Consider the following 25,635-nt stretch of genomic DNA (forward strand, 5'->3'; position numbering starts at 1 on the left):
ATCGCCATGGAAGACGGTCTGCGCTTCGCCATCCGCGAAGGCGGCCGCACCGTCGGCGCCGGCGTCGTGTCGAAGATCATCGAGTAAGGGTGGCTTCGCGGCGCCCGCGCCGCGAAACGCTCTGGCAAGATGACAAGAAAGCCAAGTCCCGGGCCACTGGTCCGGGATTTGCCCGGATAGCCCGGGACCCGTTCGAAGAGGGGGGCTGGATGGTCCGGCCGTCCTCCTATCAACTTTAACGCCGCGAAAGGCTACTAACATGCAAAGCCAAAATATTCGCATCCGGCTTAAGGCATTTGACTACCGCGTTCTGGACGCCAGCACGCAGGAAATCGTCAATACCGCCAAACGCACCGGTGCAGACGTGCGCGGGCCCATCCCGCTGCCCAACAAGATCGAAAAGTTCACCGTTCTGCGCGGCCCGCACGTGAACAAGAAATCCCGCGATCAGTTCGAGATCCGGACGCACAAGCGCCTTCTCGACATCGTTGATCCGACGCCGCAGACCGTGGACGCGCTGATGAAGCTCGACCTCGCCGCCGGTGTCGACGTGCAGATTTCGGTTTAAGGAGGGCAAGAGATGTTGCGCTCTGGTATTATCGCGAAAAAAGTCGGCATGACCCGGCTTTTCATGGAAGATGGTCGGCAGGTCCCTGTCACCGTTCTTCAACTGGACAAACTTCAGGTGGTCGCACAGCGCACGCCTGAAAATCACGGCTACTCGGCGGTTCAGCTGGGTGCAGGCTCGGCCAAGGCCAAGCGTGTCAGCAAAGCCATGCGCGGTCACTTCGCAACCGCCAAGGTCGAGCCCAAGCGCAAGGTTGCCGAATTCCGCGTTGACCCGGAAAACCTGATCAACGTGGGTGAAGAGATCACCGCCAACCATTACTTCGAAGGTCAGTTCGTGGATGTCTGCGGCACCTCGATCGGTAAAGGCTTTGCCGGTGGTATGAAGCGCCACAACTTCAGCGGTCTGGAAATGACCCACGGTGTTTCGATCTCGCACCGCTCGCACGGCTCGACCGGTCAGTGTCAGGACCCGGGCAAGGTCTTCAAAGGCAAGAAAATGGCCGGCCACATGGGTGCGGCCCGCGTGACCACACAGAACCTTCAGGTCGTCAAAACCGACGCCGACCGTGGCCTGATCATGGTCAAGGGTGCGGTTCCGGGTGCCAAGGGTGGCTGGGTCACCGTGAAAGACGCGGTCAAGAAACCGTTCCCCGAGAATGCGATCCTGCCCGCCGCTTTGAAATCCGCTGCTGAGGAAGCTGCAAAAGCAGCTGAGGAAGCCGCCGCCCAAGCCGCAGCCGAAGAAGCCGCTGCCGCCGAAGCCGCCGCTGCCGAGCAAGCCGCACAGGAAGCCGCTGCCGAAGCAGAGGCAGAAGCCGATATTCAGGCTGACAAGAAGGAAGGCGAAGAATGAAACTCGACGTGATCAAACTGGACGGCGGCAAGGCCGGCTCGGTCGATCTGGGCGAAGACATCTTCGGCCTGGAACCGCGTGCCGACATCCTGCACCGCGTGGTCCGCTGGCAGCGCAACAAGGCGCAGGCTGGCACCCACAAGGTCAAGACCCGCTCGGAAACCAGCTACTCGACCAAGAAGATCTACCGCCAGAAGGGCACCGGTGGCGCACGCCACGGCGACCGTAACGCGCCGATCTTCCGCAAGGGTGGTATCTACAAGGGCCCGACGCCCCGTAGCCACGCCCACGATCTGCCCAAGAAGGTCCGCCAGCTTGGCCTCAAGCACGCGCTGAGCGCCAAGGCGAAAGCCGGTGAACTGGTGGTGATCGACACCGCCGAGACCGATGGCAAGACCAAGACCCTTGCCAAGCAGGTCAAGGATCTGGGCTGGAAGCGCGCGCTGATCATCGATGGGGCTGAGGTGAACGAGGGCTTTGCCCGCGCCGCCGCCAACATCGACGGTCTGGACGTGCTGCCCAGCGTCGGCGCAAATGTCTATGACATCCTCAAGCGTGACACTCTGGTGATCACCAAAGCGGGTGTCGAAGCACTGGAGGCTCGTCTGAAATGAGCGCACAAGCCAAACACTACGATGTGATCCGCAAGCCGGTGATCACCGAGAAGGCCACCATGGCGTCGGAACATAACGCCGTTGTCTTCGAAGTGCACATGGACGCCAACAAACCCCAGATCAAGGAAGCCATCGAGGCGCTCTTTGGTGTGAAGGTCAAGGCGGTCAACACCACGATCACCAAGGGCAAGCAAAAGCGTTTCCGCGGTCAGCTTGGCCGCCGCAACGACGTGAAAAAGGCCTATGTCACCCTCGAAGAGGGCAACACCATCGACGTGACGACCGGCCTGTAATTCGCCTTCGCGGATGATGAATGTAAGCCCCGGCTGCGAAAGTGGCCGGGGTTTTTCTTTTGTGGCACGCACTCAGGGCGCGTCTCTTCGCGGCGACCTGCCCACTCAAACCGGCACGTCGTCATACCCACGTTTGGTGCCTGACTTCGCCTGTTTGAGGGCGTCCTCGCCGGAACCGGTCATGATTTGATACATCCGCTGCGCCTCCTCGCTGTAGTCCTGCATGGCCTTGCGGAAAAACTCGGATTGCACCTGCATGACTTCGGCAGGGGTCTTGCAGGCCATCATCACCTTTTGTGTCTCAAAGTCGTGTTGCAGGCGCTCGGACACAAAGCGCGCGCTTTCGGTCATGACCTCGGTCCAAGCCTTGGCGAGCGCCGGATTGCCCACCATCATGGCCGCGGTCATTGCAGGCAGGCCGCCAGTTGCGGCCTCGTATGTCTTTTTGGATTTCGCCATAGGTCCTCTCCCATTTGTTTGGCGCGGGCCTGTGCCCATCAGCGCCATCGAATCGAATCTACCACGCGTGCTGGGGCGCTGCTTTGATCTCGATTGAATAGCCCGGATAAAGGCGCCATGCCGCCGCCTTCGGTGTTCCGGGGCGCCGCAACGAAGGGAAATGCCTTTGTCAGCCGCGACGAGGGCAAGACAAGAAGGGCCGTGCACGACGCTGGGAGGGCTTGGCGCCAGATATTCGTGGAGTGAGGCTGCCTTAGTCAAACCGGAGGTTCGGCGCATGACGTCACCCATGCGCCCGCCCGGGGGAGGGGCCATTCTCGGCGTTTGCTTGCAAACGCCTGTCACGCGACGGGGCGCGGCCCGCGGCAAGCCCGGGCGAAACGGTGAACATACGTGGCATTGCGCGCGTCGTCCCTCGTGCGGTGTCTCGCCTTGCGACATGCCGCGCAAACCCATTGTTTTCTGGGCCAAACCCCTTGACCCGCACCGCCCGCTCCCCTATCAGACCCCATCGCCGTGCCCCGGATTCGTCCGGGGCTCTGCTTTTGTTCGTAAGAACAGCAAGAACCGGGGACCTACGGGGCCTCATACATCGGCCACCTTCGGGGGGCTATTACATAGGCGGGGCAGGGCCCTGCCGTTAGCAAACGGAAGACAGAAAGCATGGCACTCAAGTCGTATAAGCCGACGACGCCGGGCCAGCGCGGGCTGGTGCTGATCGACCGTTCGGAGCTGTACAAAGGGCGTCCGGTCAAATCCCTCACCGAGGGTCTGACCAAATCGGGCGGTCGCAACAACACCGGACGTATCACATCTCGCCGTCGTGGCGGGGGGGTTAAACGCCTCTACCGGATCGTTGATTTCAAACGCAACAAATTCGATGTGGCGGCCACCGTCGAGCGGATCGAGTACGATCCGAACCGGACCGCCTTCATCGCGCTGATCAAGTACGAGGACGGCGAACAGGCCTATATCCTCGCGCCTCAGCGTCTGGCCGTGGGCGACAAGGTGCTCGCCTCCAACAAGGCCGACATCAAGCCCGGCAACTGCATGCCCTTCTCGGGTATGCCCATCGGGACAATCGTTCACAACATCGAGCTGAAGCCCGGCAAGGGTGGCCAGATCGCACGCGCCGCGGGCACCTACGCCCAATTCGTCGGTCGTGACGGTGGCTATGCCCAGATCCGCCTCAGCTCGGGTGAGTTGCGCATGGTCCGTCAGGAATGCAAGGCCACCGTCGGTGCCGTGTCGAACCCTGACAACAGCAACCAGAACTACGGTAAAGCCGGTCGTATGCGCCACAAGGGCATCCGCCCGTCGGTCCGTGGTGTCGTGATGAACCCGATCGACCACCCGCATGGTGGTGGTGAGGGCCGGACCTCGGGTGGTCGTCACCCGGTCACGCCCTGGGGTAAGCCCACGAAGGGTGCGCGCACCCGCAACAAGAACAAGGCGTCGCAGAAGCTTATCATCCGCTCGCGTCACGCCAAGAAGAAGGGCCGCTAACACATGGCACGTTCTGTATGGAAAGGCCCCTTCGTTGATGCCTACGTCCTGAAAAAGGCCGAGGCAACACGCGAAAGCGGGCGCAAGGAAGTCATCAAGATCTGGTCGCGTCGCTCGACGATCCTGCCCCAATTCGTGGGCCTGACGTTTGGCGTCTACAACGGGCACAAGCACGTCCCCGTCAACGTGACCGAAGACATGATCGGTCAGAAATTCGGTGAATACTCGCCGACGCGGACCTACTACGGTCACGCGGCCGACAAAAAAGCCAAAAGGAAGTAAGCCATGGGTAAGGATAAAAATCCCCGCCGCGTGGCGGAAAACGAAGCGATGGCCAAGCTGCGCATGCTGCGCACCAGCCCTCAGAAACTCAACCTTGTGGCGGCGATGATCCGTGGCAAGAAGGTTGACAAGGCATTGAATGACCTGACCTTCAGCCAAAAGCGGATCGCCGAGGATGTGCGCAAGTGCCTCCAGTCGGCCATCGCCAACGCTGAGAACAACCACAACCTGGATGTCGACGAACTGATCGTCGCCGAGGCCTATGTCGGCAAGAACCTTGTCATGAAGCGCGGTCGTCCGCGTGCCCGTGGCCGGTTCGGCGCGCTGCGCAAACCGTTCTCGGAACTCACCATCAAGGTGCGTCAAATTGAGGAGCAAGCCTAATGGGTAACAAAGTCAATCCGATTGGCATGCGCCTGCAGGTGAACCGCACCTGGGACAGCCGCTGGTACGCCGATACGAAGGATTACGGTGATCTTCTGCTCGAAGACGTCGCGATCCGGGAATTCATCCACAAAGAGTGCAAGCAGGCCGGCGTCAGCCGTGTGATCATCGAACGTCCGCACAAGAAGTGCCGCGTCACGATCCACACCGCGCGCCCGGGTGTGATCATCGGCAAAAAAGGCGCCGATATCGAAACCCTGCGCAAGAAGCTGGCGAAAATGACCGACAGCGAATTGCACCTCAACATCGTCGAGGTTCGCAAGCCCGAACTGGACGCCGCTCTGGTCGGTGACAGCATCGCGCAACAGTTGGAGCGCCGTGTGTCGTTCCGCCGCGCGATGAAGCGTGCCGTGCAGAACGCGATGCGCATGGGGGCCTTGGGCATCCGTGTGAACGTCGCGGGCCGTCTTGGCGGTGCCGAGATCGCGCGGACCGAGTACTACCACGAGGGCAGTGTGCCCCTGCACACGCTGCGCGCCGATATCGACTATGCCAATGTCGAGGCGCAAACGCCCTACGGTATCATCGGCATCAAGGTGTGGATCTTCAAAGGCGAGATCATGGAGCACGACCCGTCGGCCCGTGATCGCAAAGCCCAGGAGCTCCAGGATGGTCCCGCGCCCCGTGGCGCCGGCGGCCGTCGCTAAGGAGGACTGAACAATGCTTCAACCAAAGCGTACAAAGTTCCGCAAGCAGCATAAGGGCCGCATCAAGGGCCTCGCCAAAGGTGGGTCGGATCTGAACTTCGGGTCCTACGGTCTCAAGGCCACCCAACCCGAGCGCGTGACCGCCCGTCAGATCGAAGCCGCCCGTCGTGCCATGACGCGTCACATGAAACGTCAGGGCCGCGTCTGGATCCGGATCTTCCCGGATGTCCCCGTGACCGCCAAGCCGATCGAGGTTCGGATGGGTAAAGGTAAAGGCTCGGTCGACCGTTGGGTTTGCAAAGTGAAGCCCGGTCGCGTGATGTTCGAGATCGACGGCGTGTCCGACAGCGTCGCCATGGAGGCCCTGCGCCTTGCCGCGATGAAACTGCCGGTCAAAACCCGCGTTGTCGTTCGGGAAGATTGGTAACGGCGTTCGCTCGCGAACGCCGGGTGCGGGTAAGCGATTGACGCAGTCAATTGCGGCCGCACCCCGGTGAAGAAAAGGAAACCCCCGTCAGGAAACTGGCGGGGGTTTTGCTTTGGGCGAAGGGTTGTCCAAGGTCATTATCTGCGAGGAGACCATCACAAACGCCTTTGAGTGCAAATCCTGTGGCATAATCCCACGGCGCGGAATCAAGGCGCGCCGCGCCGCCGCGCCGTGGTCATGCTGGAAGCATGCCTTTGGCATGACGCCACCCCGTCGCCCCAAAAGGGGCGCCGACTATATACGGCACGCCTTTCGCGTGACGGCCCGGCGATTGGGTGCCCCTTGGCGCCCGAGTGTCGAGATTGCGCGCCAGTTGCAGACATAAATCAAGAGGCTCGACAGGTCGGATCGCCGCGCCGCGGCCTGTCGACAGCGCGGCTACGGACGTCATTTAAACCGCCCGCTCCCTCCCGCAAAGCGCGCCATACTTCCGGCTCCCGCTTTCGGTTCACCCCTCCAAAATCGCCCGCACCTCGCGCGCAAAAACGGCATAGTCCATCGTCGCCTTGTTGCCCGCGTAGCCCTCGTAGTAACTCCGCCCCGAGGGCAGGGGCAGGCCGGCCCAGATCTTGGCAAGGTTCAGCATGAAGGCCTCTGCCGTAATCTCCCCGGCCTGCGCCTTCTCAAACCCCGCATCACCCAGCAGCAAATTCGCCAACTGGTCCTGCACCTGCGGGCTGAACCGGGTTTCCGGCGGCAGGTCCAATCGCTTCGCCGAATGGCGCAGGGTGGCCGGGATGAACTGATACCGACCGATGGCATGGGGCTGCCCCGGCGTGGCCCTGATCCACGCGTAAATCTCGCCCAATGTCATGCGTGTCGGGCGTTTCGGCGGTTTCACCCGCGCGCCATGTTGCACCGCGTCATAGCCCATCGGCCCCGCCTCAGCCCGGGCAATCAAATCATGCAGCCGCGCCGCCTTGCCGCCGCCCCGGCGCATTGGCGCGTCCAGCCGACCGGGCAGGGCGGCGAACATCCCGCCGTCCGCCTGACCCACAAATAGGCTGGCCAAACGCACCTCGCCTTCAGGCTCTTGGGGCTTTTCAAAAAGCGGTTGCCGTGCGGCAAAAAGGCTATTGGTGGCGGGCTCTGCCATGCCCGAATTCGCCACCATAACGCAAACCAAACATGCCCAAATATATCGCATCGCCCATGCCCCTTTCTGGTGCGTTCTCACCGGGGTATGGCGCAAAGACCTAAAGATTCCCTTGCCTTTGGCCCCACGCGCGGTATCACGCGGCCATGGCACAGATAGATTCCCTTTTCGTCACCCGTCTTTACCGCGCAGCGCTTTCCGAACATGGCCCCGCCATCGACGCGGAGGAGCTTGAGGCCTCCTGCTATTCCATCGCCGAGGATGACGAGGCGGGGCAGGAATGGTGCGAAACCGAAGGCTACCCCGGCTACACCTCCTATGCCTCGCTCACCGATCTGCCCTGGCGCTTCCCGATCTTCGCCGATCTGGTCGAGGCGCTGGACAAACACGTCGCGGCCTTTGCCGAAGACCTGGAATTCGATCTCGACGGGCGCGAGTTGAAACTCGAAGATATCTGGATCAACATCCTGCCCGAAGGCGGCACCCATTCCTCGCACCTGCACCCCCATTCGGTGATTTCGGGCACCACCTATGTGTCGATGCCCGATGGGGCCAGCGCGCTGAAACTCGAAGACCCGCGCTCCGCCCGGATGATGGCCGCCCCCGCGCGCAAAAAGGGCGCGCGGCGGGAGTTGCAAACCTTCACCTATGAAAAACCGAAAGTCGGCGATGTGCTGCTCTGGGAAAGCTGGCTGCGCCACGAAGTGCCGATGAACATGTCAGAAGACGACCGGATTTCGGTTAGCTTCAACTACAAGTGGGAGTGATCCCAACGGTTCGGCACCCCGCCAAACACATATGAAAAAATTAATGTGTTTGGGGTTCAAAACAGCGCCACCCTGCATAGGTCCTTGGTGAGTTAACAAAGGAGCTATTTCAATGTCGAACGAAACCACTTTGAAAAACCTCAATACCGCGCTGCAAATGGAACTGACCGCCGCGCACCAGTATCAATTGCACGGTCACCTTCTGGATGACTGGGGGCTTGATAAACTGGCTGGCCAAATGCGCGGCGAATTCGAAGAAGAAAACGGCCACGCCGACCGTTTTCTTGAGCGTATCTTCGCCTTGGGCGGATCGCCCGAGATGGCCTTCGCCGCCACGCCCAAGGTTTCCAAATCCCTGCGCGACATGTTCGAAAGCGATCTGGCTGACGAAAAGGAGGCGATCACCTTTTACACCCGCGCCGCCAAGGCCGCCTATGAGGCGGACGATCTGGCCTCCAAAGCCCTGTTCGAAGCCATCGCCATCGAAGAAGAAGGGCACCGCGAATGGCTAGAGCTACAGCTCAGCCTGCTGGATCGCTTGGGCGAAGAGCGGTATGCGTCCAAATACGTCTCGGCAGGTGAGGCCGAAGGCGAATAACGACAGTTCTCAGGGCAAGGCGGGGTTTACCTCAAACTCCCCCTTGCCCTAGCCCTGCACCTCGCTTATAGAGCGCCAATCCATGTCTCCCCCGCGCGTCGGGGGATTCGTGTTGTGTTGCAATTCATCCACCAGGTCTCAGGTCACCCTGTACCAACCGACAGGGGCCCACTGGTGTTTTGAGAAAGGAAAAGGCGATGAACGCCCAAGAGCTGAGAGACAAGACGCCCGATCAGCTGCGCGAGCAGCTGACCGAGCTGAAGAAAGAGCAGTTCAACCTGCGCTTTCAGGCTGCCACGGGGCAGCTGGAAAACCCCGCCCGGATGAAAACCGTGCGCCGCAACGCGGCCCGCGTTCTCACCATCCTCAACGAAAAAGCCGCCTCCGCGGCTGACGCAGAATAAGGGAGGCCTTGAGTTATGCCCAAACGTATCCTTCAAGGCACCGTGACCAGCGACGCCAACGCCCAAACCGTAACCGTTTCGGTCGAACGCCGCTTCACGCACCCGGTTCTGAAGAAAACCATCCGTAAGTCCAAAAAGTACCGGGCTCACGATGAGAAGAACGCCTACAAAGTGGGTGATCGCGTGCGCATCATCGAATGCGCTCCGAAATCGAAGACCAAACGCTGGGAGGTGCTGGAAGCCTGATCGGGCGCTCATCAAGCCTGATGGCTTTCTTCGCGAAGAAGGCCGCAAGGACTGATGAGCGGGCGTGACGATAACCACACTCAACAGCTTAATCGAAACCCTGGGGTCCATGGCCTGACTGCAAGGCGGCCCCAAAGGTCGGGAGAAACCAAATGATCCAGATGCAGACCAATCTGGATGTTGCTGACAACTCCGGCGCACGCCGAGTTCAGTGCATCAAGGTCCTGGGTGGCTCCAAGCGTAAATACGCCTCCGTCGGCGACATCATTGTCGTCTCGGTGAAAGAAGCCATCCCGCGCGGCCGCGTGAAAAAAGGCGACGTCCGCAAGGCCGTCGTCGTGCGCACCGCCAAAGAAGTGCGTCGTGAAGACGGCACCGCGATCCGTTTTGATCGCAACGCCGCCGTGATCCTCAACAACAACAACGAGCCGGTCGGCACCCGTATCTTCGGGCCGGTGGTTCGCGAGTTGCGCGGCAAGAACTTCATGAAAATCATCTCGCTCGCCCCGGAGGTGCTGTAAGATGGCTGCTAAACTGAAAAAAGGCGACAAGGTCGTCGTTCTGGCCGGTAAGGACAAAGGCAAGGAAGGCACCATCGCCTCCGTTGACCCCAAAGCCGGCAAAGCCGTGGTCGAAGGCATCAACATGGCCATCCGCCACACCCGTCAAAGCCAGAACAGCCAAGGCGGCCGCCTGCCCAAGGCCCTGCCGATTGACCTCAGCAACCTGGCGTTCGTTGACAAAAACGGCAAACCCACCCGCGTTGGCTTCAAGATCGAAGGCGACAAGAAAGTGCGTTTCGCCAAGACCACGGGGGACGTGATCGATGCTTGATACTGCAAATTACACCCCGCGTCTGCGTCAGCAGTTCCGCGACACCATCAAAGCGGCGCTGAAAGAAGAGTTCGGCTATACCAACGACATGCAGATCCCGCGCCTGGACAAGATCGTCCTGAACATCGGTTGCGGGGCCGAAGCGGTCAAAGACTCCAAGAAAGCCAAATCGGCTCAGGAAGACCTGACCATGATCGCCGGTCAACAGGCCGTCGTGACCAAGGCAAAGAACTCGATCGCCGGTTTCCGCGTTCGTGAAGACATGCCGCTCGGTGCCAAGGTGACCCTGCGCGGTGACCGCATGTACGAATTCCTCGATCGTCTGATCACGATTGCAATGCCCCGTATCCGCGACTTCCGCGGCGTGTCGGGCAAATCCTTCGATGGCCGCGGCAACTATGCCATGGGCATCAAGGAACACATCGTGTTCCCCGAGATCAACTTCGACAAGGTCGACGAGGTCTGGGGCATGGACATCATTATCGCCACCACGGCGCAAACCGACGCTGAAGCCAAGGCGCTGTTGAAGCACTTCAACATGCCCTTCAACAGCTGATCGCGGGAGGAATTTGATATGGCTAAGAAAGCAATGATCGAACGCGAGAAGAAGCGTCAGCGCCTGGTTGCGAAATACGCCGCCAAGCGGGCCGCTCTCAAAGAGATCATCAATGACGAAAGCAAGCCGATGGAAGAGCGTTTCCGCGCCTCCCTGAAGCTGGCGGAACTGCCGCGCAACAGCTCGGCCACCCGGTTGCACAACCGCTGCCAGCTGACGGGTCGTCCGCATGCTTACTACCGTAAACTCAAAGTGTCGCGGATCGCCCTGCGCGAACTTGGCTCGAATGGCCAAGCTCCCGGCATGGTGAAATCGAGCTGGTAAGGAGGACGATTAGATGAACGATCCTATCGGCGATATGCTCACCCGGATCCGCAACGCAGCCATGCGTGGCAAGTCCACCGTTTCATGCCCGGCCTCCAAGCTGCGCGCATGGGTTCTGGACGTGCTGGCGGACGAAGGTTACATCCGCGGCTATGAAAAAGTGACCGGCGAAAACGGTCACCCGGCCCTGGAAATCAGCCTGAAGTACTTCGAAGGCGCCCCCGCCATTCGCGAAATGAAACGGGTCTCCAAGCCCGGTCGTCGCGTCTATGCGAGCGTCAATGACATCCCGTCGGTCCGTCAGGGCCTGGGCGTGTCGATTGTCTCCACCCCCAAGGGTGTGATGTCGGACGCATCCGCACGCGCTGCCAACGTCGGTGGCGAAGTGCTTTGCACCGTATTCTAAGGAGGCCTGACCATGTCTCGTATCGGTAAACAACCAGTGGCCCTGCCCGATGGCGTAACCGCCTCGCTCAGCGGCCAGACCATCGAAGTGAAGGGGCCCAAGGCCACCAAAACCTTCACCGCGACCGATGACGTCACCATCACCATCGACGATGGCCAGGTGACGGTTGAGCCGCGCGGCAAATCAAAGCGCGCGCGCCAGCAGTGGGGGATGACCCGCACCATCATCGCGAACCTCGTTCACGGCTCCAGTGAGCCCTTCAAGAAAGAGCTCGAAATCCAGGGCGTGGGTTACCGCGCCCAGATTCAGGGTAACATCGTGAAGCTCAACCTCGGCCTCAGCCACGACGTGGATTTCGAGGTTCCGGAAGGTGTGACTGTCACAGCCCCCAAGCCCACCGAACTGGTGATTGAAGGCTATGACAAGCAACTCGTCGGTCAAGTCGCGGCAAACATCCGCGACTGGCGCCGCCCCGAGCCCTACAAAGGCAAAGGGATCCGTTACAAGGGCGAGTACATCTTCCAGAAGGAAGGCAAGAAGAAGTAAGGGACGCGACAGATGGCAAACAGCAAAAGAAAACTGTTCCAAAAACGCCGCCTGCGCGTTCGGAACAAACTCCGCAAGGTCAACGCAGGGCGTCCGCGCCTCAGCGTGCACCGCTCTTCGAAGAACCTCAGCGTTCAGATCATCGACGATGTCAACGGCGTCACTCTGGCCTCGGCCTCGACGCTGGAAAAAGATCTGGGGCTGCAAGGCAAGAACAACCTCGAAGCCGCCGCGAAAATCGGCAGCACGATCGCCGAGCGCGCCAAGAAGGCCGGCATCACCGAGGCACAGTTCGACCGTGGTGGTTTCCTCTTTCATGGCCGCATCAAGGCCGTGGCCGAGGCAGCCCGCGAAGGCGGTCTGAAAATCTAAGGTGCAGGGGGCCGGCTCAGTTGGCCCCCTCGATGATCAGGGTCGCGGCGGCCAGCCGCGACACCAGTGATTGAGACAAACGGAATGGTGCCGCAGGGTGCCGCATGGAAAGGATGCCAAATGGCAAGAGATGACAACCGCCGTGGAGGTCGCGATCGCGACGAAGCGCCGGAATTCGCAGATCGCCTCGTCGCGATCAACCGTGTGTCGAAAACCGTGAAAGGTGGTAAGCGCTTCGGCTTCGCCGCTCTCGTGGTTGTCGGCGATCAAAAAGGCCGCGTCGGCTTCGGCAAAGGCAAAGCCAAAGAGGTGCCCGAGGCGATCCGCAAAGCCACCGAACAGGCCAAGCGCAAGATGATCCGTGTGCCCCTGAAAGAGGGCCGCACCCTGCACCACGATGGCTTCGGCCGTCACGGCGCCGGCAAAATCGTCATGCGGACCGCCCCGCAGGGTACCGGTATCATCGCCGGTGGTCCGATGCGTGCCGTTTTCGAGATGCTGGGCGTGCAAGACGTCGTGGCGAAATCGACCGGGTCGCAGAACCCCTACGCGATGATCCACGCCACCCTCGACGCGCTGCAATTCCAGTCCAGCCCGCGCCTCGTGGCACAGCGCCGCGGCAAGAAGGTCGCCGACATCCTCAAAAAGGATGACGCACCGGCCAAAGAATCCGCGCAAGCGTAAGGAGAGCGACCCATGGCCAAGACTATCGTCGTCAAACAAATCGGCTCGCCGATCCGCCGCCCCGAGAAACAGCGCCAGACGCTGATCGGGCTGGGCCTCAACAAGATGCACAAGACCCGCGAGCTGGAAGACACCCCAGCCGTGCGCGGCATGATCGCCAAGATCCCGCATATGGTCGAGATCATCGAAGAAAAGGGCTAAGCCGTTTTCTTGAAAAGAAAACGGTCCGGAAACTTTGAAAGTTTCCGCCGCCAAGACTACAGCGCCCCGGTCAGAATTGGCCGGGGCGTTTTCTTTGTAACGGTGTTGAAACCTAGACCGGCGCGGAATCAAGGCGTGCAGCGCCGCCGCGCCAAAGCCGACGCGCCCCCACGCGGCGGCTTTTTTGCCACTGCAGTGCACTGCGCAAGGTCATTCGGACTTGGCAACCATAAAGCACCAACTACCACACGTCCCAAACGCCGCCGCGCGCGTCGCCTTTGGTGCGGCTCTACGTCATCCAAACACCCGCCCCGGGGCCTCACCTCACCCTGCGCCCCGCACACCCCGCTCAGGCCCACGCCCCACCACCGTACAGCCCAAGGTCACCTCCAGCGCTTCGGCCAGTTCCTCCACCGTCTGGGTGTCCACGTATAAGCCACCTGTCCGGTCCGACAGGCACTTGGCCACGGTCTTGCCGTCATAACCCTCCGCCTCGGGGCTGTTCCATGAAAAGGGGTCATAGGTCACGCGGAAGCCAATCACATGCACAGTGATCCCCGGCCGCTCCGCCGCCAAACCCGCGCCCAAGGCACAAGGCCTCCCGCCACAGGTCTCATTGCCATCGGTCACCAGCACCACGATCCCCTCATGGCCCAAGACCTCCACCGCCGCTGCCACCGACTCGGCCAAGGGCGTCAGCCCCCCGGGCCGCAGCCCCTCAACCGCACCCACCACGGCCTCGCCCGCATCCGCACGCGGGGCAAATTGCAATGCAATCCCGCCACAGCTATCCGCGCCCCCCGGCCCATAGGTCAAAAGCCCCACCCGCCGCACCGGCGCGATCCGGGGCATGGCCTGGCGCAGGGCGGCGCGCGCCTCGTCAATCCGGGTGGGGGCGTTAGGGTCATACCCCACTTCGGCCATCGAGGCCGACCCATCGAACACCAACATCGCATCCCGCGCACACCCCAGCGCCGAAACCGGGTTGGCCAGCGCGCAGGACAACATAAGGGATAAGGCGGTCCGCATAGCCCCATCACACCCCGCCAAACCGGCAAAAGCAAGCGCCGCCTCTTGCACCACCCCCAAGAGCGGGGCAGCATGCCAAAACCAAACCGCCGGAGCCCCGCGCATGACCCGCCCCGCCGCCTTACAGAGCTTCCTTGATGCCGCCCTCACGAGTTTCGCACAGCGCGCCGATGACCCCCGCGCGCAAGCCTCCATCGCCCGCTGCGCCAAGGCCCTTGCCACCCCCGGCGAAATGTCAAAGGCCCAAGGCGCCCGCCTGCCGGTTTGCACTCATTTGCAAACCGCAGCCGATCCCGCCCGCATGAAAGCGCCGGACCTCGCAGAGGTGCTCAAGGCCTTCAACGCCCTTGAACCCAACCTCACATGGCGCCGCCGCGCGGGCGACATGACGGCGGCAAGCGACAATATCGCAGAGGGCCACGCCAATACCCTGATCACCGGCCCCGGCGGGCTGGAACGGCGTGGCGATGTCTGGCTTGGGGCCTCCCTTCTGGCCCCGCATGTGCGCTACCCCGAGCATACCCACCCGCCCGAGGAAACCTACCTTGTGCTGACCGAAGGCGAGTTTCAGCACGGTGATAGCGACTGGTTCACACCAGGGCAGGGGGGCAGCTTCTACAACACGCCGGGCATTCGCCACGCCATGCGCAGCGGCGATGCGCCGCTTTTCGCCTTCTGGCTGCTCTGGGCGGACAGCCTCGGCGCATAGACCCTCTTGAACGGGGCGGCCAACCCGTCTATACGCCCGCGGGTGGCACCCCGTGCCACGACTCGACATACCAAGAAACGCCGTGGTTGGCCCCATCACGCTTCGGGGGTCACATCCGGCTTTAGGAGAAGCGACATGAAACTGAACGAACTGCACGACAATCCCGGCGCAACCAAACGCCGCAAACGCATTGGCCGTGGCCCGGGCTCGGGCATGGGCAAAACCGGTGGCCGTGGTCTCAAAGGTCAAAAATCCCGCTCAGGCGTGGCCATCAAGGGTTTTGAAGGCGGCCAGATGCCGATCTATCAGCGCCTTCCCAAGCGCGGCTTTACCAAACCCAACCGCAAGAAATTCGCCGTGGTGAACCTTGGCCTGATCCAGAAATTCGTCGATGCGGGCAAGCTGGACGCAAAATCGGCGATCACCGAAGACGCGCTGCTTGACGCGGGCCTCGTGCGCCGCAAACTCGACGGTGTGCGCGTTCTGGCAAAGGGCGACGTGACGGCCAAACTCAACATCGAAGTGACCGGCGCATCGAAATCCGCTGTCGAAGCTGTCGAAAAGGCGGGTGGCTCACTGAAAGTCACAACCGCGCAGGCGGCTGAATAACAGGTTGTGAGCGGCGCTCGCGCCGCTTACATAACCTTAAGTTTTCCCAAACGCCGCCTGGGCCGGAAAACGGCTTGAGGCGGCGTTTCCGTTCAAGGAAGAGACCCGCGCATGGTATCTGCAGCAGAACAAATGGCCGCCAACACCAGTTGGTCCGCGCTTGGCAAGGCCACCGATCTTCGCAACCGCATCCTCTTTACGCTTGGTCTGCTGATCGTCTACCGGCTTGGCACCTATATCCCGGTGCCCGGTATCGACGGCGCCGAATTGCGTGAATTCATGGAAGGCGCGCAATCCTCGATCGGCGGGATGCTGTCGATGTTCACCGGTGGCGCGCTTGGCCGCATGGGCATCTTCGCCCTTGGCATCATGCCCTATATCTCGGCCTCGATCATCGTGCAGCTGATGACGGCCATGGTTCCCGCGCTTGAGCAACTCAAGAAAGAAGGCGAGCAGGGCCGCAAGAAGATCAACCAGTATACCCGCTACGGCACGGTGTTTCTTGCCACGCTGCAATCCTACGGGCTGGCGGCGTCCCTGCAATCGGGCGACCTGGTCACCAATCCGGGCTTCTTCTTCATCGCAAGCTGCATGATCACCCTCGTGGGCGGCACCATGTTCCTGATGTGGCTGGGCGAACAGATCACCGCACGCGGCGTCGGCAACGGCATCTCGCTGATCATCTTCGTCGGCATCATCGCCGAGGTCCCCGCGGCCCTTGCACAGTTCTTCAGCCAAGGCCGCTCGGGCGCCATCTCGCCCGCCGTGATCATCGGCGTGATCGTCATGGTCATCGCCGTGATCGCTTTCGTGGTCTTCATGGAACGGTCCCTGCGCAAGATCCATATCCAATACCCCCGCCGCCAGGTGGGCATGAAGGTCTATGACGGCGGCACCTCGCACCTGCCGGTCAAGGTGAACCCCGCAGGCGTCATCCCGGCAATCTTCGCCTCCTCGCTGCTCTTGCTCCCCGCCACAATCAGCACCTTCTCGGGCAATGAAACCAGCCCGCTGATGTCGACCATCATGGCCTACTTCGGCCCCGGACAGCCGCTTTACCTGCTGTTCTTCGCGGTCATGATCATCTTTTTCGCCTACTTCTACACCTACAACGTCGCCTTCAAACCCGACGATGTGGCCGACAACCTGAAAAAGCAGAACGGCTTTGTGCCCGGTGTCCGCCCCGGCAAGAAAACCGCCGAATACCTCGACTACGTGGTGGCGCGGGTTCTGGTGCTCGGCTCGGGTTACCTTGCGGCAGTTTGTCTCCTGCCCGAAGTTCTGCGTAGCCAATTCGCCATTCCTTTCTATTTTGGCGGCACCTCGGTCCTCATCGTGGTCTCGGTGACCATGGACACCATCCAGCAGGTTCAATCACACCTGCTTGCCCACCAATACGAGGGCCTGATCGAGAAATCGCAGCTGGGCGGCAAAGGTAAGGGCAAAAAGCGCGCTCGCAGAAAAGGGACAGGACGCAAATGAATATTATTCTTCTCGGACCGCCGGGCGCGGGTAAGGGCACCCAGGCCCAGAAACTGGTCGATTCACGCAACATGATCCAGCTTTCCACCGGCGACATGCTGCGCGAGGCCAAGGACAGCGGCACCGAGATGGGTAATATCGTGGCCGATGTCATGGCGCGCGGTGACCTTGTCACCGACGAGATCGTGATCGGCCTCATTCGCGAGAAACTGCAAGGCGACAAACAGGGTGGGTTCATCTTTGATGGCTTCCCCCGCACACTGGCTCAGGCCGACGCGCTGGCCGATCTTCTGGCCGAACAGGGCGAGACCCTCGACGCGGTGATCGAAATGCGCGTCGATGACGATACGCTCGTCAAGCGCATCGTTGGCCGCGCCGAAGAGGCCCGCGCCGCAGGCAAGCCGGTGCGCGCCGATGACAACGAGGAAAGCGTCAAACACCGCTTGATGGAATACTACAAGAAAACCGCTCCGCTCATTGGCTATTACCATGCCAAGGGACAGCTCCAAAGCGTTGACGGTTTGGGCGCGATCGATGAGGTTTCGGGCGCCATCGCGGAGGCTTTGGGTTCGTAAATTGTCCGAGACAAGACTTGACTCATTAATGTCTTATGACATCGTCCGTCAAAACTAGTACTAATTGGGGAGAGGGACGTGAAGCAGTTGATATTCGTATGGGCAGCCTTGTTGTTAGCGGGATGCGCCTCAAGTTCTGTTACACCAGTCTCGAAGAATGAGTTTATCCTCAACACTAGCGCTGCGCCGGTGTGTGGCCAATCCGGTGCAGCGAAGGTGGCAGCCAAGATGGCTGCGGTTGAAACGATACGTGCTGGGTACGATGGGTTTGTTATTAAGGGTGCTCAGTCCAGTGACAACGTAAGAGTTGTTCAGACAGCGCCAACAGGAGCCTACACTACTTCAACATACAATGGTGTTGGAAATACGGTTTACGGCAGTTCAAATACTACGTTCACAGGTGGTGGTCCACTGGTGCTGGGAGATCATAGCCGAGATCTTGCAGTGCGCATGTTCAGAGCAAACGAACGAGGCTTTGCGAACGCCGTAAATGCGCGAGACTTTTTAGGGCCGGAGTGGATTGAACTAGTCAAATCCGGGGTGTCAACTTGTTCTTAAGGTTAAAGGTGAGGTTCTAAATGAATGGGGTTGACGCTCCCGCCTTTTGCGCCTAACCACCCCTATCTCGATTGAGTAAATGATTCCCTATCGGCCCGTCCGAAAGTGAATCGATCACCTGAAATTCAGCTGCGGCCCGACGCTTACGCCTCGGGCCTACGTTGTGAAAAAAGGTTCTGGAGTTACGGAACCGCAACGAAAGGATATGACACGTGGCACGTATCGCCGGCGTAAATCTTCCCACTGCCAAACGGGTCCCGATTGCCCTCACCTATATCACCGGAATTGGCCATTCTTCGGCCAAGGCCATCTGCGAAGCAACGGGCATCGACCCCACCCGCCGGGTCAATGAGCTTAGCGACACCGAAGCCGTGGCCCTGCGTGAGCACATCGACAGCAACTACACCGTTGAAGGTGACCTGCGTCGTGAAGTTCAAATGAACATCAAGCGCCTGATGGACCTTGGCTCCTACCGTGGCCTGCGCCACCGCCGTAACCTGCCGGTTCGCGGTCAGCGTACCCATACCAATGCCCGCACCCGCAAGGGCCCGGCGAAACCCATCGCCGGCAAGAAGAAATAAGGAGGGCATTGAACAATGGCACGTGATACCCGTCGCACCAAACGCAAGGTCTCCAAGAACATCGCCACTGGCGTTGCTCATGTGAACTCGTCGTTCAACAACACCAAGATCCTGATCTCGGACGTGCAAGGCAACGCCATCTCGTGGTCGTCGGCTGGCACCATGGGCTTCAAGGGCTCGCGCAAGTCGACTCCCTACGCCGCCCAGATGGCCGCCGAAGACGCGGGCCGCAAGGCTCAGGAACATGGCATGAAGACCCTTGAGGTCGAAGTCCAAGGGCCCGGTTCGGGCCGTGAGTCGGCGCTCCGCGCGCTGGCGGCTGTCGGCTTCAACATCACTTCGATCCGTGACGTCACGCCGATGGCGCACAATGGCTGCCGCCCGCCGAAACGCCGCCGGGTCTAAGCACTATTTTTCAGGTTGGGGCCGCATCTTTTTCGCGGCCCCAATCCGTCGTTTTAAACCTCGGGCGTTCCGGACCTTCGGACATGGGGCCGGGACAGGAATGGAGGGACCACATGATCCACAAGAATTGGGCCGAATTGATCAAGCCGACCCAGCTTGAGGTGAAGCCGGGCAATGACCCGCTCCGCCAAGCCACAGTCGTGGCAGAACCCCTTGAGCGCGGCTTTGGCCTGACGCTCGGCAACGCTTTGCGTCGCGTGCTGCTCAGCTCGCTGCAAGGTGCCGCCATCACCAGCGTGCAAATCGACAACGTCCTGCACGAGTTTTCCAGCGTCGCGGGTGTCCGCGAAGATGTCACCGACATCGTGCTGAACCTCAAGGGTGTTGCCCTGCGCATGGACGTCGAAGGGCCCAAGCGCCTGTCGATCAATGCCAAGGGTCCGGGCGAAGTGACCGCCGGCGACATCGCCGACAGCGCGGGGATCGAGATCCTGAACAAGGATCACGTGATCTGCCACCTCGACGAAGGCGCCGACCTTTACATGGAACTGACCGTTGGCACCGGCAAAGGCTATGTTGCCGCCGACAAGAACAAGCCCGAGGATGCGCCCATTGGCCTGATCCCCGTGGATGCGATCTATTCGCCGGTCAACAAGGTCAGCTACGATGTCCAGCCCACCCGTGAGGGCCAGGTTCTGGATTATGACAAGCTGACCATGAAGGTTGAAACCGATGGCTCGATCTCGCCGGATGATGCCGTGGCCTTCGCCGCCCGCATCCTGCAAGATCAACTGTCGATCTTCGTCAACTTTGACGAGCCGGAATCGGCTGGTCGTCAGGACGAAGACGAAGGCCTCGAGTTCAACCCGCTGCTTCTCAAGAAAGTGGACGAGCTGGAGCTTTCGGTCCGGTCGGCAAACTGCCTGAAGAACGACAACATCGTTTACATCGGCGACCTGATCCAGAAAACCGAAGCCGAGATGCTCCGCACTCCGAACTTCGGCCGCAAGTCGCTCAACGAGATCAAAGAGGTTCTCTCGGGCATGGGTCTGCACCTCGGCATGGATGTCGAAGACTGGCCGCCCGACAATATCGAAGATCTGGCCAAGAAATACGAAGACCAGTTCTAAGCATTTCGTGGGCCGTTTCGTACGACTCGTACGATCCGGCCCGCGGCACCCCCGAGTTTCGTACGAAACTCACGTACAAAACGTACGACTCGTACAAAACTCACCCCGGGCACCTGCCCCAAGGAGAGTCGGTGACACGCATCATCGGCCAGACAAAGCAAAACACTGTAAAGGACTAGAAAAATGCGTCACGCAAAAGGCTATCGCCGCCTCAACCGTACCCACGAACACCGCAAGGCCCTCTGGGCCAACATGGCCGGTTCGCTCATCGAACACGAACAAATCAAGACGACCCTGCCCAAGGCAAAAGAGCTTCGCCGGGTCATCGAAAAGCTGGTAACCCTCGGAAAACGCGGCGATATTCACGCCCGTCGTCAGGCTGCGGCCCAGCTCAAGCAGGACAAGCACGTCGCAAAACTCTTCGACGTCATCGGCCCGCGCTACGCCGAACGCCAAGGCGGCTATGTCCGCGTCCTGAAGGCCGGCTTCCGCTACGGCGACATGGCCCCGATGGCCATCATCGAATTCGTCGACCGTGACGTTGACGCCAAGGGTGCCGCTGACCGCGCCCGCGTCGAAGCCGAAGAAGCGGCGGCCGACGAAGAATAAAGTATTGAAACCAAAAGGTTTCTTCTACCGGCCCCTGCCAATCTGGCGGGGGCCTTTTCTTTACGGTTGCACTTTTCCTTCGGCCTTCGCATATCTTTGAGACGTGGAATTGAAGGGGGTTTCATGCTCCGCGCCTTGCTCATCGTCGCAATCGGTCTCATCACCCCGGCATGGGCCGAAACCCGTGTGCCCGCATCTCAGTCTGAGATTTCCATGGGCTTTACGCCCGTGGTCAAACGCGCCGCCCCCGCCGTGGTCAACATCTACGCCCGCCGGATCGTTAATGTCCGCTCCAGTCCATTTGCAGGCGATCCGTTTTTTCAAAACCTTTTCAATAACTTCGGTGTTCCGCAGCAGCGCGTGCAAAACTCGCTCGGCTCCGGCGTGATCCTTAGCGAAGACGGTATCGTGGTGTCGAACTACCATGTGGTGGGCGAGGCCACGGATATTCGCGTGGTCCTCAAGGACCGGCGGGAATTTGAAGCCAAGGTCCTGTTATCAGACGAAGAATCCGATCTCGCCATCCTCCGGATGAAAGATGCCCCGCGCCTTCCGGCCCTCGATCTACGCAACAGCGATACGGTTGAGGTGGGTGAACTGGTTCTCGCGATCGGCAACCCCTTCGGTGTGGGGCAAACCGTCAGTTCCGGCATCGTTTCCGGCCTCGCCCGTTCGGGCACAGCCACCGGCAACGCGCGAGGTTATTTCATCCAGACGGATGCCCCCATCAACCCCGGCAATTCGGGTGGCGCCTTGGTGGATGTGAATGGTCAACTCATTGGAATCAATACATCAATCCTCAGTCGCTCGGGCGGCTCCAACGGCATTGGTTTTGCCATTCCATCGGCCTTGGTGGCCCAATTCGTGGCACAGGCCAAGGCCGGACATACGGAATTCAAGCGCCCTTGGGCGGGTCTTAGCGGTCAATCCGTCATGGCCGATATGGTCGAGGGCCTTGGTCTTGATCGCCCCGGCGGCATCGTCATCTCGCAAGTCCATCCGGCAAGTGCCTTCGCGGAGGCCGGTATCGGGGCTGGCGATGTGATTACCACCGTGGACGGTTTGCCGGTCAACACGCCGGCTGAAATGATTTTTCGTATGTCTGTCAAAGGGATAGGAAAAGACGTCACCTTGAATATCTGGCGTGACGGTGAGTCCGAGGAAATCTCGCTCCCGCTGATCGCCGCACCTGACGACCCGCCCCGCGATACACTGCAAACCTCCAGCCGATCGGCCATTCCCGGCCTCACCCTTTCAACCGTCAACCCGGCTGTGATCGATGACTATGACCTGTCGTTCAACGCGAAGGGTGTCGTAGTGGACAACCCGGGGCAAGTGGGCCTGCGCGCAGGGTTGCGAGCGGGTGATATTATTCTGTCTATCAATGACTTATCCCCCAAGAATAGCGCCGATGCCGCGCAACTTCTTGAAGAGACCAGAGGCCGCCTTGCCTTGGAAGTCCAACGTGGAACACGGCGCATGGTCATGCGCTTCCGGTTGTAACGGATGAGCGACCTCTTCGATCAGGCCCCGGACGCCATACCTGAAAGCGCCCCACGCCCCTTGGCTGACCGCCTGCGCCCGAAAACCCTGTCGGAGGTGATCGGGCAGGAGCAAGTGCTGGGGCAGCAAGCTCCGCTTGGCGTCATGCTGTCATCGGGCAGCCTGTCATCGCTTGTTTTCTGGGGCCCGCCCGGTGTGGGCAAAACCACCATCGCCCGCCTTCTGGCCGATGAAACCGACATGCATTTCGTGCAGATCAGCGCGATCTTCACCGGAGTGCCCGACCTCAAGAAAGTTTTTGAACAGGCCAAGCACCGCCGTGCGAACGGGCAGGGGACGCTTCTTTTTGTCGACGAAATCCACCGTTTCAACAAGGCACAGCAAGACGGGTTCCTGCCGCACATGGAGGATGGCACCATCCTTCTGGTGGGCGCGACCACGGAAAATCCCAGTTTCGAGTTGAACGCCGCGCTTTTGAGCCGCTCGCAAGTTCTTGTTCTGGAAAGGCTTTCCTTGGCTGACCTTGAGCGCATGGCGCAACGCGCCGAGGCCGAGCTTGACCGCAGCCTGCCGCTGGACGGCCCGGCGCGTGAGGCACTTCTGGAAATGGCCGATGGCGATGGCCGCGCGCTCTTGAACCTGATCGAACAGGTCGCGGCGTGGCAGGTGGATGGCAAACTTGATACCGAGGCCCTGACCACCCGCCTCATGCGGCGGGCGGCGAAATATGACAAGGGTGGGGATGAGCATTACAACCTGATTTCCGCGCTGCATAAATCGGTGCGCGGGTCCGATCCGGATGCAGCGCTCTACTGGTATGCGCGTATGCTGACCGGCGGCGAAGACCCGCGCTATCTTGCCCGCCGGATCACCCGCATGGCGGTTGAGGATATCGGCCTAGCCGACCCGCAGGCGCAAACCGTCTGCTTGCACGCATGGGAAACCTATGAGCGCCTTGGCAGCCCCGAAGGTGAATTGGCCTTGGCCCAAGCGGTAACGTATCTGGCCCTCGCGCCCAAGTCCAACGCCGGCTACGTGGCCTACAAGGCGGCCATGCGCGAAGCTAAGAAAACCGGAAGTGAACCGCCCCCCAAACACATCCTGAATGCACCCACCTCCCTGATGAAAGAGCAGGGCTATGGCGCGGGATACGATTATGATCATGACGCCGAAGATGGGTTTTCCGGCCAAAATTATTTTCCCGAAGGCATGTCGCGCCCGGTACTTTACCAACCCGTCGAACGGGGCTTCGAACGAGAGTTGAAGAAGCGACTCGACTATTTCGCCAAGTTGCGCGCCAAGCGCCAATAATCCGGCGAGCGCTTGACCGACGTACAGCCCCAGGTGGTATGGCTGTCGTTTTGCGACAACGCCATAATCGCTCTGAATGCCCACCGCAGGCTGTTTTCGCAGGGTTCACCAGCACCTTTCCTGTATCTGCCGGGGATTGTTAAAAAAAAATTGAATAGCCAAACTAGAGGGTAGAAGGCGGGCGGATTTCGTGTTTTGTTACTTGTATGTCGCATTTGGGCCGCCGGCCCACCTAAAGGAAAGGGAAGCTTTTCCAAAGAGTCACGCGCTGACGGCTCCAAGCAGCGAACAAAACCAAATCAACAGGGATACAACATGACAAAGGTCAAAGATCAGATTCTCATCGACCGGCTGGCGGATGCCGCCCGCAATGGCAAGATCTCGCGCCGGTCGTTTATGCACTACTCGATGGCGGCGGGCATGACCGCTTCGGCCGCCACTGGGCTCTGGACCACTCAGGCTCATGCGCAGCCACAGCGCGGTGGCACTTTCAAAGTGGGCATGCATGACGGAAACTCGTCCGATACCCACGACCCGGGCCAGTATGTCTCGCGCCAGCAGATCTATCTTGCCCACCAATACCGCAGCTATCTGACGTTGATCGAACCTGACGGCTCGCTCGGGCCTGATCTTGCAAGCGACTGGTCGGCCAACGAGGATGCCTCGGTCTGGACCTTCGAGATCAACCCGAACGCCTCGTTCCACAGCGGCAACCCTGTAATGGCCAAAGACGTTGTCGCCTCGCTCAATCACCACCGTGGTGAGGAGTCGACCTCGGCGGCCAAGGCTCTGCTGTCTTCGGTGACCGATGTGGCTGCTGATGGTGATCACACGGTTGTCGTGACGCTGGAAAGCGGCATTGCCGACCTTCCTTGGCTGTTGACCGACTACCACCTTGCCATTTGTCCGGCGAATGACGACGGCAGCATGAACTGGCAATCTGGTGACGGCTCGGGTCCCTACAAGATCGACCAAGGGGAGTGGGGCGTTGGCTGGAAACTTAGCCGCCATGACGGCTGGCACCTCGAAGGAGCCTACTTCGACAAGGTCGAGATGCTGGTGCTCAACGACCCGAACGCGCGCCAGACTGCATTGGTCACCGGCGATGTTGACGCAGTGTCGCTGATCGACATCAAGACCTCGGCGCTGTTGCAGCGCGACCCCAACATTGCCGTGGAGAACGTACCCTCGGCGGCCGCGATCACCATGCCGATGTTCTGTGACACCGCACCGTTCGACGATGTCAACGTGCGCAACGCGCTCAAGCTGTCCATCGACCGCAACGAGATCATCGAGAAGATCGCCTTCGGCGCGGCCACCATCGGCAACGACTTCCACCATTCGCCGGCCCAGCCATATTGGCCCGAGGACATACCGCAGCGCGAATATGACCCCGATCAGGCCAAATCGCTTCTGAAGAAGGCGGGGATGGAAGATCTCACAGTCAGCATCTCGACAGCCGACAGCCTGTTCTCGGGTGCCGTTGACATGTGCGTACTTTACGCCGAGCAGGCCAAGCAGGCCGGCATCACCGTCAATGTCGTACGCGAGCCCAACGACGGCTACTATTCCGACGTCTGGCTGAAAAAGCCGTTCTGCGCGGTTTCTTGGGGCGCGCGCCCTACGCCGGACGTTATGTATACGCTTGCTTACAAGTCCGACGCGGACTGGAACGAAAGCCGCTGGCAAAACGAGAAGTTCAACGAGCTGCTGCTACAGGCCAAGTCGGAACTCGACGACAGCTTGCGCGCCGAGATGTACCGCGAAATGGCGATGCTTGCCCGCGACGATGGCGGCACGATCATCCCGATGTTCAACAACTTCGTCTATGCGCGCCGTAGCAATGTGATGCGCGGCGAAAGCCTCGCGGCAAGCTGGGAACTGGACGGTGCCCGCGCGCCAAGCCGCTGGTGGTTCTCGTCCTGATCCGTTGTCTGAAAATCAT

At 60.3% G+C, this 25,635-nt stretch carries 37 protein-coding genes; 34 read left to right on the top strand and 3 right to left on the bottom strand.

Features of this window, described 5'->3' with window-relative positions; genetic code table 11:
- From QZ498_RS04540 to QZ498_RS04560, 5 genes are all read left to right on the top strand, one after another.
- Positions 1 to 87: hypothetical protein (locus QZ498_RS04540; protein ID WP_206020970.1), on the top strand; the 87-nt coding region annotated here is incomplete at its 5' end.
- Between the two features lie 172 nt (positions 88 to 259).
- Positions 260 to 568, top strand: a complete 309-nt coding sequence (rpsJ, locus tag QZ498_RS04545) for a 30S ribosomal protein S10 (RefSeq protein ID WP_057795293.1) — start codon at positions 260 to 262, stop codon at positions 566 to 568.
- Between the two features lie 12 nt (positions 569 to 580).
- On the top strand, positions 581 to 1,423 hold the full coding sequence (gene rplC / locus QZ498_RS04550; protein WP_294620552.1) for a 50S ribosomal protein L3: 843 nt from the start codon (positions 581 to 583) through the stop codon (positions 1,421 to 1,423).
- Positions 1,420 to 2,037, top strand: a complete 618-nt coding sequence (gene rplD, locus QZ498_RS04555) for a 50S ribosomal protein L4 (RefSeq protein WP_294620553.1) — start codon at positions 1,420 to 1,422, stop codon at positions 2,035 to 2,037. The genes rplC and rplD overlap by 4 nt, the downstream gene beginning before the upstream one ends.
- Positions 2,034 to 2,330: a 50S ribosomal protein L23 gene (locus QZ498_RS04560; protein WP_294620554.1), complete on the top strand. Its 297-nt coding sequence runs from the start codon at positions 2,034 to 2,036 to the stop codon at positions 2,328 to 2,330. Before rplD ends, QZ498_RS04560 begins: the two co-directional genes overlap by 4 nt.
- A gap of 105 nt (positions 2,331 to 2,435) precedes the next feature.
- Here QZ498_RS04560 and QZ498_RS04565 read toward each other — a convergent pair whose 3' ends face one another.
- Positions 2,436 to 2,789: a phasin family protein gene (locus QZ498_RS04565; protein WP_294620555.1), complete on the bottom strand. Its 354-nt coding sequence runs from the start codon at positions 2,787 to 2,789 to the stop codon at positions 2,436 to 2,438.
- Positions 2,790 to 3,452: 663 nt separating this feature from the next.
- Here QZ498_RS04565 and rplB point away from each other — a divergent pair.
- The 5 genes from rplB to rplP are packed head-to-tail and all read left to right on the top strand — an operon-like array spanning position 3,453 to position 6,095.
- Complete coding sequence (rplB, locus tag QZ498_RS04570) at positions 3,453 to 4,295, top strand: 50S ribosomal protein L2 (protein WP_294620556.1); 843 nt, start codon at positions 3,453 to 3,455, stop codon at positions 4,293 to 4,295.
- 3 nt (positions 4,296 to 4,298) lie between these two features.
- Entirely contained in the window at positions 4,299 to 4,577 is a 279-nt protein-coding gene (gene rpsS, locus QZ498_RS04575; RefSeq protein WP_294620557.1) for a 30S ribosomal protein S19, read from the top strand.
- A 3-nt stretch (positions 4,578 to 4,580) separates the two neighbouring features.
- On the top strand, positions 4,581 to 4,961 hold the full coding sequence (gene rplV, locus QZ498_RS04580; RefSeq protein ID WP_294620558.1) for a 50S ribosomal protein L22: 381 nt from the start codon (positions 4,581 to 4,583) through the stop codon (positions 4,959 to 4,961).
- Positions 4,961 to 5,668, top strand: a complete 708-nt coding sequence (gene rpsC, locus QZ498_RS04585) for a 30S ribosomal protein S3 (RefSeq protein WP_294620559.1) — start codon at positions 4,961 to 4,963, stop codon at positions 5,666 to 5,668. The genes rplV and rpsC overlap by 1 nt, the downstream gene beginning before the upstream one ends.
- A gap of 13 nt (positions 5,669 to 5,681) precedes the next feature.
- Positions 5,682 to 6,095: a 50S ribosomal protein L16 gene (gene rplP, locus QZ498_RS04590; protein WP_154152103.1), complete on the top strand. Its 414-nt coding sequence runs from the start codon at positions 5,682 to 5,684 to the stop codon at positions 6,093 to 6,095.
- A gap of 508 nt (positions 6,096 to 6,603) precedes the next feature.
- Here the strand turns inward: rplP and QZ498_RS04595 are convergent.
- Positions 6,604 to 7,251: a hypothetical protein gene (locus QZ498_RS04595; protein ID WP_294620560.1), complete on the bottom strand. Its 648-nt coding sequence runs from the start codon at positions 7,249 to 7,251 to the stop codon at positions 6,604 to 6,606.
- Positions 7,252 to 7,397: 146 nt separating this feature from the next.
- Here QZ498_RS04595 and QZ498_RS04600 point away from each other — a divergent pair, with 146 nt between their 5' ends.
- The 13 genes from QZ498_RS04600 (at position 7,398) to rpmD (ending at position 13,189) form a co-directional block, all read left to right on the top strand.
- Positions 7,398 to 8,018 carry a 2OG-Fe(II) oxygenase family protein gene (locus QZ498_RS04600; RefSeq protein ID WP_294620561.1) on the top strand — a complete coding sequence of 207 codons (621 nt, stop codon included), beginning with the start codon at positions 7,398 to 7,400 and terminating at the stop codon, positions 8,016 to 8,018.
- 112 nt (positions 8,019 to 8,130) lie between these two features.
- The gene (locus QZ498_RS04605; RefSeq protein ID WP_294620562.1) at positions 8,131 to 8,616 is read left to right on the top strand and encodes a bacterioferritin; all 486 of its coding nucleotides are present in this window, start codon (positions 8,131 to 8,133) and stop codon (positions 8,614 to 8,616) included.
- 197 nt (positions 8,617 to 8,813) lie between these two features.
- Positions 8,814 to 9,020, top strand: coding sequence for a 50S ribosomal protein L29 (rpmC, locus tag QZ498_RS04610; protein ID WP_154152109.1), 207 nt, complete (start codon positions 8,814 to 8,816; stop codon positions 9,018 to 9,020).
- A gap of 15 nt (positions 9,021 to 9,035) precedes the next feature.
- Complete coding sequence (rpsQ, locus tag QZ498_RS04615) at positions 9,036 to 9,266, top strand: 30S ribosomal protein S17 (RefSeq protein WP_154152111.1); 231 nt, start codon at positions 9,036 to 9,038, stop codon at positions 9,264 to 9,266.
- Positions 9,267 to 9,418: 152 nt separating this feature from the next.
- On the top strand, positions 9,419 to 9,787 hold the full coding sequence (gene rplN / locus QZ498_RS04620) for a 50S ribosomal protein L14 (RefSeq protein WP_008757934.1): 369 nt from the start codon (positions 9,419 to 9,421) through the stop codon (positions 9,785 to 9,787).
- Between the two features lies 1 nt (position 9,788).
- Complete coding sequence (gene rplX / locus QZ498_RS04625) at positions 9,789 to 10,100, top strand: 50S ribosomal protein L24 (protein ID WP_294620563.1); 312 nt, start codon at positions 9,789 to 9,791, stop codon at positions 10,098 to 10,100.
- Positions 10,093 to 10,656: a 50S ribosomal protein L5 gene (gene rplE, locus QZ498_RS04630; protein WP_294620564.1), complete on the top strand. Its 564-nt coding sequence runs from the start codon at positions 10,093 to 10,095 to the stop codon at positions 10,654 to 10,656. The genes rplX and rplE overlap by 8 nt, the downstream gene beginning before the upstream one ends.
- Positions 10,657 to 10,674: 18 nt before the next feature.
- A complete protein-coding gene (rpsN, locus tag QZ498_RS04635; protein ID WP_294620565.1) occupies positions 10,675 to 10,980 on the top strand; it encodes a 30S ribosomal protein S14 in 306 nt (101 codons plus the stop codon).
- Positions 10,981 to 10,993: 13 nt separating this feature from the next.
- Positions 10,994 to 11,386: a 30S ribosomal protein S8 gene (rpsH, locus tag QZ498_RS04640; protein WP_294620566.1), complete on the top strand. Its 393-nt coding sequence runs from the start codon at positions 10,994 to 10,996 to the stop codon at positions 11,384 to 11,386.
- Positions 11,387 to 11,398: 12 nt separating this feature from the next.
- A complete protein-coding gene (gene rplF / locus QZ498_RS04645; protein WP_294620567.1) occupies positions 11,399 to 11,932 on the top strand; it encodes a 50S ribosomal protein L6 in 534 nt (177 codons plus the stop codon).
- A gap of 12 nt (positions 11,933 to 11,944) precedes the next feature.
- Entirely contained in the window at positions 11,945 to 12,304 is a 360-nt protein-coding gene (gene rplR, locus QZ498_RS04650) for a 50S ribosomal protein L18 (RefSeq protein WP_294620568.1), read from the top strand.
- A 120-nt stretch (positions 12,305 to 12,424) separates the two neighbouring features.
- Positions 12,425 to 12,988 (top strand): 30S ribosomal protein S5, encoded by a 564-nt coding sequence (rpsE, locus tag QZ498_RS04655; protein ID WP_294620569.1) that lies wholly within the window; start codon positions 12,425 to 12,427, stop codon positions 12,986 to 12,988.
- A 12-nt stretch (positions 12,989 to 13,000) separates the two neighbouring features.
- The gene (gene rpmD, locus QZ498_RS04660; RefSeq protein WP_069301454.1) at positions 13,001 to 13,189 is read left to right on the top strand and encodes a 50S ribosomal protein L30; all 189 of its coding nucleotides are present in this window, start codon (positions 13,001 to 13,003) and stop codon (positions 13,187 to 13,189) included.
- A 324-nt stretch (positions 13,190 to 13,513) separates the two neighbouring features.
- On the opposite strand, the gene QZ498_RS04665 is transcribed toward rpmD, so the two are convergent.
- Positions 13,514 to 14,323: a VWA domain-containing protein gene (locus QZ498_RS04665; protein ID WP_294620570.1), complete on the bottom strand. Its 810-nt coding sequence runs from the start codon at positions 14,321 to 14,323 to the stop codon at positions 13,514 to 13,516.
- Here QZ498_RS04665 and QZ498_RS04670 point away from each other — a divergent pair.
- From QZ498_RS04670 to QZ498_RS04720, 11 genes are all read left to right on the top strand, one after another.
- Positions 14,322 to 14,927 (top strand): dimethylsulfonioproprionate lyase family protein, encoded by a 606-nt coding sequence (locus QZ498_RS04670; protein WP_294620571.1) that lies wholly within the window; start codon positions 14,322 to 14,324, stop codon positions 14,925 to 14,927. The two genes, QZ498_RS04665 and QZ498_RS04670, sit on opposite strands and share 2 nt — an antisense overlap.
- 135 nt (positions 14,928 to 15,062) lie before the next feature.
- Positions 15,063 to 15,536 (top strand): 50S ribosomal protein L15, encoded by a 474-nt coding sequence (rplO, locus tag QZ498_RS04675; protein WP_294620572.1) that lies wholly within the window; start codon positions 15,063 to 15,065, stop codon positions 15,534 to 15,536.
- Positions 15,537 to 15,647: 111 nt separating this feature from the next.
- A complete protein-coding gene (gene secY, locus QZ498_RS04680; RefSeq protein ID WP_294620573.1) occupies positions 15,648 to 17,018 on the top strand; it encodes a preprotein translocase subunit SecY in 1,371 nt (456 codons plus the stop codon).
- The gene (locus QZ498_RS04685; RefSeq protein WP_294620574.1) at positions 17,015 to 17,593 is read left to right on the top strand and encodes an adenylate kinase; all 579 of its coding nucleotides are present in this window, start codon (positions 17,015 to 17,017) and stop codon (positions 17,591 to 17,593) included. Before secY ends, QZ498_RS04685 begins: the two co-directional genes overlap by 4 nt.
- 770 nt (positions 17,594 to 18,363) lie before the next feature.
- A complete protein-coding gene (gene rpsM / locus QZ498_RS04690) occupies positions 18,364 to 18,732 on the top strand; it encodes a 30S ribosomal protein S13 (protein ID WP_294620575.1) in 369 nt (122 codons plus the stop codon).
- Between the two features lie 15 nt (positions 18,733 to 18,747).
- Entirely contained in the window at positions 18,748 to 19,137 is a 390-nt protein-coding gene (gene rpsK, locus QZ498_RS04695; protein WP_294620576.1) for a 30S ribosomal protein S11, read from the top strand.
- A gap of 113 nt (positions 19,138 to 19,250) precedes the next feature.
- On the top strand, positions 19,251 to 20,267 hold the full coding sequence (locus QZ498_RS04700; RefSeq protein WP_294620577.1) for a DNA-directed RNA polymerase subunit alpha: 1,017 nt from the start codon (positions 19,251 to 19,253) through the stop codon (positions 20,265 to 20,267).
- Positions 20,268 to 20,450: 183 nt separating this feature from the next.
- Complete coding sequence (gene rplQ, locus QZ498_RS04705) at positions 20,451 to 20,876, top strand: 50S ribosomal protein L17 (RefSeq protein ID WP_294620578.1); 426 nt, start codon at positions 20,451 to 20,453, stop codon at positions 20,874 to 20,876.
- A 123-nt stretch (positions 20,877 to 20,999) separates the two neighbouring features.
- Entirely contained in the window at positions 21,000 to 22,379 is a 1,380-nt protein-coding gene (locus tag QZ498_RS04710; RefSeq protein ID WP_294620579.1) for a trypsin-like peptidase domain-containing protein, read from the top strand.
- Between the two features lie 3 nt (positions 22,380 to 22,382).
- Positions 22,383 to 23,690, top strand: coding sequence for a replication-associated recombination protein A (locus QZ498_RS04715; protein WP_294620580.1), 1,308 nt, complete (start codon positions 22,383 to 22,385; stop codon positions 23,688 to 23,690).
- 315 nt (positions 23,691 to 24,005) lie between these two features.
- Positions 24,006 to 25,616 (top strand): ABC transporter substrate-binding protein, encoded by a 1,611-nt coding sequence (locus QZ498_RS04720; protein ID WP_294620581.1) that lies wholly within the window; start codon positions 24,006 to 24,008, stop codon positions 25,614 to 25,616.
- Positions 25,617 to 25,635: the final 19 nt, after the last annotated feature.

Origin of the sequence: uncultured Roseovarius sp. (genome assembly GCF_913057115.1) — a bacterium.
Taxonomy (GTDB): domain Bacteria; phylum Pseudomonadota; class Alphaproteobacteria; order Rhodobacterales; family Rhodobacteraceae; genus Roseovarius.